Origin of the sequence: Aeribacillus sp. FSL K6-8394 (assembly GCF_038008865.1) — a bacterium.
Lineage (GTDB): Bacteria > Bacillota > Bacilli > Bacillales > Aeribacillaceae > Aeribacillus > Aeribacillus composti.
This window is the reverse complement of sequence record NZ_JBBPAA010000001.1, coordinates 2,122,886-2,134,839: the sequence shown is the minus strand read 5'-3', so window position 1 is coordinate 2,134,839 and position 11,954 is coordinate 2,122,886. Positions and strand designations below refer to the sequence as shown.

The 11,954-nt window shown below is 38.6% G+C and carries 13 protein-coding genes; 7 read left to right on the top strand and 6 right to left on the bottom strand.

All coding sequences use genetic code 11. The features are described from left to right. Positions 1-14: 14 nt before the first annotated feature. A complete protein-coding gene (locus NSR00_RS10150) occupies positions 15-797 on the bottom strand; it encodes a carbon-nitrogen family hydrolase (RefSeq protein ID WP_063386757.1) in 783 nt (260 codons plus the stop codon). A gap of 87 nt (positions 798-884) precedes the next feature. Between NSR00_RS10150 and NSR00_RS10145 the strand changes: the two genes are divergently transcribed. From NSR00_RS10145 to rlmD, 5 genes are all read left to right on the top strand, one after another. Then, positions 885-2,048, top strand: a complete 1,164-nt coding sequence (locus tag NSR00_RS10145) for a pyridoxal phosphate-dependent aminotransferase (RefSeq protein WP_063386756.1) — start codon at positions 885-887, stop codon at positions 2,046-2,048. A 147-nt stretch (positions 2,049-2,195) separates the two neighbouring features. Beyond that, positions 2,196-3,740 (top strand): fumarate hydratase, encoded by a 1,545-nt coding sequence (locus tag NSR00_RS10140; RefSeq protein ID WP_063386755.1) that lies wholly within the window; start codon positions 2,196-2,198, stop codon positions 3,738-3,740. 123 nt (positions 3,741-3,863) lie between these two features. After that, the gene (pdaA, locus tag NSR00_RS10135; RefSeq protein ID WP_327019714.1) at positions 3,864-4,661 is read left to right on the top strand and encodes a delta-lactam-biosynthetic de-N-acetylase; all 798 of its coding nucleotides are present in this window, start codon (positions 3,864-3,866) and stop codon (positions 4,659-4,661) included. Between the two features lie 59 nt (positions 4,662-4,720). Further along, on the top strand, positions 4,721-5,611 hold the full coding sequence (locus NSR00_RS10130; RefSeq protein WP_063386754.1) for a DNA-3-methyladenine glycosylase family protein: 891 nt from the start codon (positions 4,721-4,723) through the stop codon (positions 5,609-5,611). Then, positions 5,608-6,996 (top strand): 23S rRNA (uracil(1939)-C(5))-methyltransferase RlmD, encoded by a 1,389-nt coding sequence (gene rlmD, locus NSR00_RS10125; RefSeq protein ID WP_327856985.1) that lies wholly within the window; start codon positions 5,608-5,610, stop codon positions 6,994-6,996. The genes NSR00_RS10130 and rlmD overlap by 4 nt, the downstream gene beginning before the upstream one ends. Before the next feature lie 34 nt (positions 6,997-7,030). Here the strand turns inward: rlmD and NSR00_RS10120 are convergent, their stop codons facing one another. The 5 genes from NSR00_RS10120 to NSR00_RS10105 are packed head-to-tail and all read right to left on the bottom strand — an operon-like array spanning position 7,031 to position 8,672. Next, on the bottom strand, positions 7,031-7,558 hold the full coding sequence (locus NSR00_RS10120) for a hypothetical protein (RefSeq protein WP_340788500.1): 528 nt from the start codon (positions 7,556-7,558) through the stop codon (positions 7,031-7,033). Further along, positions 7,504-7,716, bottom strand: a complete 213-nt coding sequence (locus NSR00_RS18080) for a recombinase zinc beta ribbon domain-containing protein (protein WP_445659577.1) — start codon at positions 7,714-7,716, stop codon at positions 7,504-7,506. The genes NSR00_RS10120 and NSR00_RS18080 overlap by 55 nt, the downstream gene beginning before the upstream one ends. Further along, entirely contained in the window at positions 7,691-7,834 is a 144-nt protein-coding gene (locus tag NSR00_RS10115) for a recombinase family protein (protein ID WP_327856987.1), read from the bottom strand. The genes NSR00_RS18080 and NSR00_RS10115 overlap by 26 nt, the downstream gene beginning before the upstream one ends. Next, on the bottom strand, positions 7,831-8,505 hold the full coding sequence (locus NSR00_RS10110) for a recombinase family protein (protein WP_340788496.1): 675 nt from the start codon (positions 8,503-8,505) through the stop codon (positions 7,831-7,833). The genes NSR00_RS10115 and NSR00_RS10110 overlap by 4 nt, the downstream gene beginning before the upstream one ends. After that, positions 8,502-8,672: a hypothetical protein gene (locus tag NSR00_RS10105; RefSeq protein WP_340788493.1), complete on the bottom strand. Its 171-nt coding sequence runs from the start codon at positions 8,670-8,672 to the stop codon at positions 8,502-8,504. The genes NSR00_RS10110 and NSR00_RS10105 overlap by 4 nt, the downstream gene beginning before the upstream one ends. A gap of 607 nt (positions 8,673-9,279) precedes the next feature. Between NSR00_RS10105 and NSR00_RS10100 the strand changes: the two genes are divergently transcribed. After that, on the top strand, positions 9,280-10,743 hold the full coding sequence (locus tag NSR00_RS10100) for a type I restriction-modification system subunit M (protein WP_340788491.1): 1,464 nt from the start codon (positions 9,280-9,282) through the stop codon (positions 10,741-10,743). A 4-nt stretch (positions 10,744-10,747) separates the two neighbouring features. Next, a complete protein-coding gene (locus NSR00_RS10095) occupies positions 10,748-11,947 on the top strand; it encodes a restriction endonuclease subunit S (RefSeq protein WP_340788488.1) in 1,200 nt (399 codons plus the stop codon). The last annotated feature ends 7 nt before the right edge of the window (positions 11,948-11,954 follow it).

Sequence of the window (11,954 nt, the reverse complement as noted above, 5' to 3'; positions counted from 1 at the left end):
AGGGGTGTAAAATTTTATTCGAAATATAATTCCGGACGTCTGTCTTGAAAAATAGGAATGGTTTTTCTTACACGGTCAATTTCTTGAAGATCCAGTTGGGCGTAAAAAATTCCTGCATCTGTTTGATCATGAACAAGAAGCTCGCCCCAAGGGGCAATGACCATTGAGTGTCCATTAAATTCATTATTTTGATCCGCTCCGACCCGGTTTACTGCTACAACAAACATTTGATTTTCAACTGCCCGTGCTTGGAGAAGCAATTGCCAATGGTCAATTCGCTTTTTCGGCCATTCGGCAGGAATGAACATAATGTTTGCACCTTTTAATGCATGGGTGCGAATCCATTCCGGAAAACGCAAATCATAACAAATAACACCACCGCAAGTGACGCCGTCCAGCTCAAATATATTTACTTTTTGACCGGCACTCATAAATTTATGCTCATCCATCAATTTAAACAGATGGGCTTTGTCGTATTCAGCGGTGATATTTCCGAATCGGTCGACAACGTACATGGTATTAAAAAATTGTCCGTTTTTTTTCGTTGCAACTGAACCACCGACAATATTGACATGATATGTTTTAGCAAGGGATGTCAGCAGCTCAATTGTTTTTTCTCCATTTTTGTCTGCAAGCTCATCAAGCTGATCAAGGGCGTATCCTGTATTCCACATTTCAGGCAAAACAATTGTATCCGCTTGATGGTTTGCTGCTTCTATTATATTTTTTTGAGCGATTTCATAGTTTTGGTCCGGTTCGCCTAAAATGATATTCATTTGTATACAAGCAACTTTCATGATTTTCAGCCCCTAGACATTTTTATATAAAGACTATAGAATTTTTATGATAATTTCAACTATTTTTATAAAAAAAGGTGGATTAGAGTGGAGATTTCAGAACGTTTAAAAAAGCTTCCAACACAATTTTTCTCTGCCCTTGTGAAAAAAGTGAATAACGCTGTAGCTGAAGCAAGAGATATTATTAATTTAGGACAAGGAAATCCTGACCAGCCGACTCCCCCGCATATCGTCAAAGCGCTGCAAACCGCAGCAGAAGACCCGAAAACACATAAATATTCACCATTTTCAGGTCTGATTGAGTTAAAACATGCGGCTAGTGAATATTATAAGAAACAATACGGTGTCGATATAGATCCAGAAAAAGAAGTAGCGATTTTATTCGGTACGAAAACTGGACTTGTTGAATTGCCGATGTGCCTATTAAATGAAGGAGATCTAATGCTATTGCCCGACCCGGGTTATCCAGACTATTTATCAGGCGTTGTTTTAGCCGGGGCTCAATTTAAAACGTTCCCGCTGTTGGCAGAAAATCGGTTTTTACCTGATTACAACGCCATTTCGTTGGAGGATAAAGAAGCGGCAAAATTGATGTATTTAAACTACCCGAACAATCCGACAGGAGCAACGGCCGATCTTAAGTTTTTTGAGGAAACGGTTACGTTTGCAAAGAAGCATCGAATTTCCGTTGTCCATGATTTTGCGTACGGTGCGATCGGCTTTGACGGCAAAAAACCGACCAGCCTTCTTGAAGCGGAAGGAGCTAAGGACATCGGCATTGAAATGTACACATTGTCGAAAACCTACAATATGGCCGGCTGGCGCGTTGGATTTGCTGTAGGGAACCAGAATATCATTGAAAGTATTAATCTTATTCAAGATCACTTATATTGCAGCCTTTTTCCAGCAATACAATTAGCAGCAGCTGCCGCATTAACAGGCGATCAGTCGTGTGTAGAGGAGCTTGTCTCCCTTTATGAAAACCGCCGAAATACGTTTATCAATGCTATTCGGCAAATTGGCTGGAACGCTCAAGCTCCGAAAGGATCATTTTTTGCCTGGCTCCCTGTTCCGAAAGGATTTACTAGCGAAGAGTTTGCCGATTATTTGCTTGAAAAAGCAGATGTCGCCGTTGCGCCAGGAAACGGCTTCGGACAATATGGAGAAGGATACATACGCGTTGGTTTATTAGTTGATGAGAGCAGGCTTTTAGAAGCGGTTGATAGAATTCGCAAGCTGAATCTTTTTTAACTGCTGCAATGAATGTTGAAACACTCTCCTTATCCCCCTAAAAAAATGATCAGCACGTGAATGCCTTTCCAATCAAAATTAAAAGAAGTATAATAAAAATTGTGTTAAGTGGGAGTTTTTTGACTGAATGTAAGGGGGATAAGCGGGATGGAAAAATTATATGAGAGTATGTATCAATTAATTGTGGAAACGTCTACAAAATTGCCGAAGGATGTCCGCCGCGCTATTTTGAAGGCGAAGCAGCGTGAAAATGCTGGTACAAGAGCTGCGATGTCGCTTGCCACGATAACCGAAAATATTAAAATGGCAGATGAAAATGTATCGCCGATCTGCCAAGATACCGGATTGCCGACATTTAAAATTAAAGTGCCAGTCGGTATCAATCAAATTCAAATAAAGGAAACAATAAAAAAAGCGATCGCTCAAGCGACGAAGGACGGGAAGCTTCGCCCGAACTCGGTCGATTCACTCACTGGAGAAAATTCCGGCGATAACTTGGGCGAAGGGCTTCCAGTCGTAAAATTTGAACAATGGGAAAAAGATTATATGGATGTTCGCTTAATATTAAAAGGCGGCGGCTGCGAAAACAAAAATATTCAATACAGCCTGCCGTGCGAACTAGAAGGATTGGGAAGAGCCGGCAGAGATTTGGATGGAATCCGCAAATGTATTTTGCATGCGGTATATCAAGCACAAGGCCAAGGATGCAGCGCAGGATTCATTGGAGTTGGAATCGGTGGAGACCGTTCATCGGGGTACGATTTAGCGAAAGAACAATTATTCCGCGAAGTCGATGACGTAAATCCGAACGAAGAATTGCGGCAATTGGAAGAATATATTATGGAAAATGCAAACAAGCTTGGCATCGGAACGATGGGATTTGGCGGGGAAACCACTTTATTAGGCTGCAAAGTCGGCGCAATGCACAGAATCCCTGCGAGCTTTTTTGTTTCTGTCGCATACAACTGCTGGGCATTCCGCCGTTTAGGTGTGCATATCGATCCAAATACGGGTGAAATCATAAAATGGCTTTATCAAGATGGAGAAGATGTTGATTTTCAAGAAAATGCTGCACAAGAAGAACATGCAGCATCAACGGACTCTGAAAGACGTGTCATCACGCTGCAAGCGCCAATTACAGAAGAACAAATCCGCGAGCTGAAAGTCGGCGACGTTGTTCGCATCAACGGAATCATTTACACAGGAAGGGATGCCATCCATAAATATTTAATGGATCATGATGCGCCGGTTGATTTAAACGGTCAAATTATTTACCACTGCGGACCTGTCATGTTAAAAGATGAAAACGGCAATTGGGAAGTGAAAGCGGCCGGGCCGACCACTTCCATTCGCGAAGAGCCTTATCAAGGGGATATTATGAAAAAATTTGGCATCCGTGCGGTAATGGGCAAAGGCGGCATGGGGCAAAAAACGCTGCAAGCTTTAAAAGAGCATGGCGGAGTATACTTGAATGCGATTGGCGGTGCTGCTCAATATTATGCGGATTGCATCGAAGCGGTTGAAGGTGTTGACTTGCTGGAGTTTGGAATTCCAGAAGCTATGTGGCATTTGCGCGTAAAAGACTTCACGGCCGTTGTCACAATGGATTCACACGGCAACAGCCTGCATGAAGACATTGAAAAATCGTCATTAGAAAAGCTTTCTCAATTTAAAGAGCCGGTATTTAGCTAAATATTAAACTCAATGCCATAGCCAGATGATTGGCTATGGTATTTTTTTGAAATCAAGATGGAGCATAATTCCTAAAAACGGATAAAGACTAATAGTAAAAATGATGGAAAGGAGATTCACAGCTTGAATTATTTCCGGATTTTATATTGCTCTGTCTTGTTATTTTTTTCTTTTTTTAGCTGCGCCTCTGCTGCTGTCAGCAATCACCCGATTCATTGGGGTTTTCAAAAAAACAATAATCATCAGCCTCCTGATACCGGGAAAGAATGGAATGAACTTTTAAATAAATATGGAGCGTTTTATTTAGGAGATCCCAGCAAAAAAGAGATTTATTTAACGTTTGATAATGGCTATGAAAACGGCTATACATCGAAAATTTTGGACGTACTGAAAAAGCACGATGTACATGCGACGTTTTTTGTAACAGGCCATTATTTAAAAACAGCCCCTGATCTTGTAAAGAGAATGGTGAAGGAAGGGCATATTGTCGGCAATCATTCATGGAGCCACCCTGATATGACGACAATAAGTGCTGATAAAATAAAGAAGGAGCTTGATGCCGTCAGCGACAAAGTAAAGGAGCTTACAGGCCAAGAAGGAACAGTATATGTGAGACCGCCAAGGGGCATTTTTAGCGAACGCACACTTGCATTGTCCGAAAAATACGGTTATCGCAATATTTTTTGGTCGCTTGCATTTGTCGACTGGAAGGTGAATGAACAAAAAGGCTGGCGATATGCATACGACAACATTATCAATCAAATTCATCCGGGCGCGATCATTTTGCTGCACACCGTATCAAAAGACAACGCTGATGCGCTTGATGAAGCGATTAAAACTTTAAAACAGCAAGGCTATACTTTTAAAAGCTTAGACGACCTAGTGATGGAGAAAATGTTTGAAAGTCCATTTCTTTATTAATAGAAGCGGATTATGTGATATAATAGCTCCGAAAAAATACGATAAAGGTCGGTAAAAACATGTGGAAAGTGACGATAAAAGCGGCGCCGCCGTATGACTTCGACCGCGTGTTAGAGCGCCTTTCACTTGATCCGTTGAACAAGGTGGACGTGCACAAGCGAACCGTCCTTGTTCCTCTTTATAGTGAAAAAGAAGAACCTTTTGTTGCCGCTGTAAAAGCAATCGGATCGAAGGAAAACCCAGTATTTGAAATATCAGGGGAACAGGATGAACAAAAAGAACGAGCCATCCATGAGCTGACACGCATATTTCAATGGAAGAATTCGCTTAAAACCATTCAAGATCATTTCCTGCAAACCAACCTTGCTCCGCTTTTTCAAGAGCATGAAGGGACGCCGCTCGTGTTAGATTTTCATCCGTATGCTTGTTTAATGAAATGCATTATTCATCAGCAATTAAATTTATCATTTGCCTATCAGTTGACGACCGCTTTTGTGCAAACTTTTGGTTTTCAAGTAGAGAATGTATGGTTTTATCCCAAACCGGAAACAGTAGCCAAATTGAATTATGAGGATTTGCGGGCGCTGAAATTCAGCATGAGAAAAGCGGAATATGTTATTGATACCTCCAGACTGATTGCAGAAGGAGTGCTGCCGATTCAGGCCTTCCATGAATGGAGCGATGATGACATTATGAAAAAATTGGTTCAAGTGCGCGGCATCGGCCCGTGGACGGTGCAAAATTTTCTTTTATTTGGGCTGGGCAGGCCGAATCTGTTTCCTGCTGCTGATATCGGCTTGCAAAATGCGATCAAGCATTATTTTCAACTGGAAAAGAAACCGACAAAAGAAGAAATGGAAAACTACAGCCGCGAGTGGGCTCCTTATTTAAGCTATGCAGCTTTTTATTTATGGCGAAGCATCGAAAAGAGACGGGGAGAAGCGAAATGAAGATAAAAAATAGATCGGTATCTGTGACGATTCAAAAGGGACAGCAATTTCCGCTGACCATTAAGCGGCTTGGCATTAACGGAGAAGGTGTCGGGTATTTTAAGAAACAAGTCGTCTTTGTCCCGGGAGCTTTGCCCGGGGAAGAAGTGGTCGTTCAAGCAGAGAATATTCAACCAAATTATGCAGAAGCCGTTATTAAAAAAATACGGAAAAAATCCCCTCATCGTGTGAAACCGCCCTGCATCTATTATGACCGATGCGGAGGCTGCCAATTGCAGCATTTGCAATATGAACAGCAGCTTGCTGCCAAACGGGACATTGTCATTCAAGCGCTTGAGCGCCATACGAACCTAGAGGTTGACACCCTCGACATCCGTCCGACAATCGGTATGGACGACCCTTGGCATTACCGCAATAAAAGTCAATTTCAGCTCGGAAATGAAAAACAGCAAGTGATAGCGGGTCTGTATGGTGCGAATTCACACAAGCTTGTTCCAATTCACTCTTGCATGGTCCAGCACCCGCTGACAGATAAAATTACCCAAACGGTAAAACAAGTACTGGAGGATTTTCACATTCCGATTTACCATGAGCGAAAACGGACGGGCATCGTTCGCACAATCGTTGTACGCGCCGGAGTTCAGACGAACCATGTGCAAGTCGTCCTCATTACAAAAGGGGAAGAATTGCCGCGAAAAGAACTGATTGCAGCGGAGATCATGAAGCGCGCGCCGGAAGTAAAATCAGTCATGCAAAATATAAATGGAAGCAAAACATCGCTGATTTTCGGCGACAAAACGGTTTTGTTAAAAGGTGAAGAAGTCATCCAAGAAACATTGGGCGACCTTTCCTTTGAACTATCCGCCCGCGCTTTTTTCCAGCTTAACCCGGTGCAAACGGTCAAACTTTATGACGAAGTCAAAAAAGCAGCAGGTTTAACAGGAAGCGAAAAAATCGTAGATGCCTATTGCGGCGTCGGCACGATCGGCTTGTGGCTGGCAAAGGATGCAGCAGAAATCAGAGGAATGGATGTCATTGAAGAATCCATCCGTGACGCGAAAAAAAACGCCGAAAAACACGGGATCAAAAATGCAACATATGTCACAGGCAAAGCAGAAACATGGATGCCAAAATGGGCAAAAGAAGGCTGGCGCCCAGATGTTGTCGTCGTCGACCCTCCCCGCACCGGCTGCGACCGAGCGTTTCTCAAAACAATCAAAAAAGTGAAGCCAAAACGATTCGTTTACGTCTCATGCAATCCGTCCACCCTGGCAAAAGACATTCAATTTCTTTCCAGCTTGTACAAAGTCGAATACATCCAGCCCGTCGACATGTTCCCGCACACGGCGCATGTTGAGTGCGTTTCGCAGATAGTTTTAAAATGAAAAAATGAGGCAAGATAAGCTTTCTTTCTTGCCTCTATTCAATTTTTGGTGTGGTAAACCGGTAATGAATTATTGGTGTACCGTCCTCTTTTACCTCGATTCGATTAATCAGTCGATGGAGAATATCCTCGGTTAATTCTTCGAAATTTAGGAATTGAAGTAATTCCTTTTTGAGCTTTTCAATCGTTTCGATTACATCCTCGCTTTCCATCAATGAAAGAAGTTCATTTTTCTGTTCCATTAATTCAGTTAAATACTTGTTCGTTACTTCAATACTCTCTTGATATTCTTCATGTGTGATAATTCCGTCAGCTAACAGGTTGATGAATTTCCTTTTTCGATTTTTTAAAACATCCATCTGTTTGTTAATCTTATTAATTTGCTTTTGAGAATCCAATTTTGTACTTTTCAATTTTCTCTCCATCTTCTTTATAGATTTCTCTTTATCAACTTGTTGAATTAAGGTTTGGATGTCATCTAGGATCGTTTCTTTTAGAAAATCCTCTTTTATATCGTGTGGGCGGTACAAGCCTTTTTGCCATGACGGGCATAATTTCCACAAATGTAGCCCCGACGATTACTTCTATACCATATTCCTGTACCACAGCCAGCACAAGAGAGAATGTTGGTAAAAAGATGTAATTTGGGTGCTGTAATATATCTTCTTCTCTGCTCTAATTGATTTTGGACAGCATCAAACGTTAGATATAATTGGCTCATGTGCATTTTTGACAATAAACTGTTTTTCTTTAGGAACGTTTTTTCTTCTTTTACTTGTTACACTTACTGTCGTTGTTCCTCCTTGAACAAGATCCCCAACGTAATGGGGATTTGTCAAGATGCATCTAATGGTCGAATCATGCCACTTATCTCCTGCGTTTGCTTTTCCAGCATTTGAGCAGGAGTAGGAACTCCCTCGTTATATAGCCGTCTTGCAATACTTTGTCGTCCGTTTCCTTCCAAATATTCTTTGAAAATTCGTCTAACAATATTTGGTGTTTCATCATTTCGGATATACAATTTTCCATCTCTTACTTCATACCCATATGGAGGATTCGAACCTTTAAAAAGTCCATTTTTTGCTCGAGTTTTTAATGTCTCTTTCACACGATTACTCGTGTTTTGAGATTCTTGTTCGTACATCCATGCATAAAGGCCAAACATATGAGTGTTCCCTGTTAATGTATTGATCGCATTATCTAATGTAATAATGTGAATCCCTTGGTTTTCGCATAAGTTTTTGATTTTATAGGATAACTCTCCATTTCGGGCAAGGCGTGATAACTCTTTGGCAAGAATGATATCGAACTTCTTATCCTGAGCATCTTCAATAAGTTTTTGAAGTTCTTCTCGTTTTGCCGTCGTCCCGCTCTCAACGTCAATATAAAATTTGTAAATATCCCAACCTTTTTCCGCTATATAATTATAAAACAGTTCTTGCTGATATTTTAAGGAATCTTTTTGTTCTTCTTTATCGGTAGAAACACGAACATATACTGCACATCTCATTTTGATTCATACTCCTTCTCGTCTTTTGGAGATGTAGCAGTGTTTACCTTACTAGCATTATTGACGAGTTCTTCAATTTTATGATCAATAATTGAATTTATAACATCCAAGAAAGTGAGCGAAGTATCTGCAAAAATTCGCTCAACGGTGTTTTCTGATCTATTCATGATTTATCGCTCTCCCTTTTATAATTTTTCAATTTAAAAAAATCCGCAGAATTACATAACCAACAATGTGAATGGTTACGTAACCTCTGCGGATCTCGCTTTTTATTGGGTTACCTTATTTATTTGACTTTGACAAATATTCCTCAATGCGATGTTTATAGGTATTTCCCTTTCCATTGTAACTATTTCTTCTATACTCAAATAAGAAATTAGTTAGCTGTGAATGTTCTTCTGTTGAAAGTTTTGATGGATGATTCACTCTTATATAGAGAAATCCCTTTAGATTTCCTTGGTTGTTAATCATTTTTCTTCTCCTTTTTTTTGTATTTTTCGTTTTGCATAATGCATTGTATCTTTGATTTTTCATATTTGAAGAGAAATAAGGAATTTTTTTTAAAAATTTTAAGTTGATTTTTTGATTAACCGATTTGTTCTGAAACATTATACTTATCGATTCAATGTATTTTAATAGGATTTTAAAATTTTTTAAGATATTTTGGATTAAATCAATTGGGTAAATAGTTATAGGTCTCTAAGATTATCCTTTTAATAAAATGAGATAAATAGGTATAATGAAGATATATAAGATGCGGCAGGAGGAAGTTAGATGATTACAGGGGAAATTAAAAATAAAGTTGATAAAATATGGGAAACGTTTTGGACAGGTGGAATTACAAATCCACTAACTGTTATCGAACAATTTACTTATCTTTTATTTATAAAAAGTTTAGATGAAGCAGAAACAATTAAAGAGAAAGAAGCGGAAGTTCTAGGAATACCATTTGAAGGGATCTTTCCAGAAGATAAACAACACTTGCGCTGGAACCGTTTTAAACAGCTCGGTTCACCGGAAGAAATGTATCGAGTTGTTTCTGATGAGGTTTTTCCTTTCATTAAAAACTTACATGGGAAAGATAATTCAGCATACTCCAAGTACATGGGCGATGCGATGTTTTTAATCCCAACAGCGAATATGTTGGCAAAAATTGTCGAAGGAATTGACAATCTTCCTTTAGATGATCGGGATGTACAGGGGGATTTATATGAGTATCTACTTTCCAAATTATCAACGTCTGGTACAAACGGACAATTCCGTACACCAAGACACATTATTCAAATGATGGTTGAACTTATGAAACCAACGCCAGAGGATATTATTATTGACCCTGCAATGGGGACTGCTGGATTTTTAGTTGCTGCAAGCGAATACTTACGTAAACATCACAATGACATGTTCCTTGTTCAAGGACTAAAAGAACATTATCATAACACCATGTTCTACGGAAATGATATGGACCGGACAATGCTACGTATTGGTGCCATGAACATGATGCTACATGGTGTCGATAATCCAAATATTGACTATCGAGATTCCCTTTCTGAAATTAATAAAGATAAAGAAAAATATACGTTGGTACTCGCTAATCCGCCATTTAAAGGCTCATTAGATTATGAAGCGGTTTCGAACGATTTATTAAAAATAGCGAAAACAAAGAAAACGGAATTATTATTTCTCTCCTTATTTATTCGTATTTTAAAACCGGGTGGACGAGCTGCGGTCATTGTTCCAGACGGTGTATTATTTGGAAGCTCAAAAGCACATAAAACGATACGAAAGGAAATCATTGATAACCATAAATTGGAAGCTATAATCTCCATGCCGAGCGGAGTGTTTAAACCGTATGCAGGAGTTTCAACGGCGATTATGATTTTTACAAAAACCGGTGCAGGTGGGACAGACAACGTTTGGTTCTATGATATGAAAGCAGACGGATTTTCATTGGACGACAAGCGTACACCGATTGAAGAGAATGATATACCGGACATTATTAAACGATTTAACAATTTAGAAGCGGAAAAAGAAAGGAAACGGACAGAACAATCCTTCTTCGTACCGGTTGAAGAACTACGGGAAAATGACTATGATTTGTCGATAAATAAATATAAAGAGATTGAATATGAAGAAGTGGAGTATGAAGCACCACAATTGATTCTTGAAAAAATTGAGAAATATGAACATGAGATAATACAAGGAATTAAAGAACTGAAAGATTCATTAAAAGGGTTGTGAAAAGATGGCTGTTATTTATAAAAAGCTAGGAGAAATTGCTGATATTTCAGCAGGTGGTACACCAAAAAGATCTAATCCAACTTATTGGAAAAATGGGAATATACCTTGGGTGAAAATTAGTGATGTAAAAGGAAAGTACTTAGAAAAAACTGAAGAATTTATTACAGAAGATGGATTAAATAATTCTTCTGCAAAATTGTTTAAGAAAGGAACTTTACTTTATACAATCTTTGCAACAATAGGAGAATGTGCAATATTAAATATAGATGCTTCAACGAATCAAGCAATTGCAGGAATAAATGTTAAAAGTGAAAAAGTACTGACTGAATATCTATATTACTTTTTGAAATCTATAAAAAATACAGTAGCAAATACTGGTCGTGGTGTTGCTCAAAATAATATCAACTTATCTATATTGAAAAATATTGATGTTCCACTTCCAGAAATTGAAGTTCAGAAGAAGATTATTAATTTATTGAATAAAAGTAATGAACTAGTTATAAAACGAAAAGCCCAAATCGAAGCATTAGACCAATTAACGCAAAGTGTGTTTTTGGAGATGTTTGGGGATCCAGTGTTAAATAAAAACAACTACAATGTATGTAAACTGTCAGAGTTATGTATAAAGATTACTGATGGTACACATCATTCTCCGCCGATGGTTAAAGAAGGTATCCCTTATATTACTGCAAAACATCTAGGAAAAGGTTATTTAGATTTTTATAGTGATCCTACTTATGTCTCATTAGAAGATCACAAAAAGATTTATTCTAGATGTAATCCAGTAAAGGGTGATGTACTTTATATTAAGGATGGTGCAACAACAGGCATTGCTGGTATTAATCATTATGATTTTGAATTCAGTATGTTATCTAGTTTGGCTCTAATTAAAGTTAATCCTTCAATGTTAAATAATTACTACTTAGTTTATTATTTAAATAACAAAGGAATTTTTAATAGAATCATACAAAATATGAGTGGAGGAGCAATTAAGAGATTAACTATCAAAAAAATTAACGACATAAATATAGTAGTTCCACCAATTCATTTGCAAAATAAATTTGCAGAGTTAATTGTAAATATAGAAGGAAAAAAACAACTATTAACAAATAGTTTAAAGGAATTACAAAACAATTATTATTCTATAATGCAACGCGCTTTCAAAGGTGAATTATTTACCGAAGAAAAAGTTTCTAACCTTTAATCAAAGG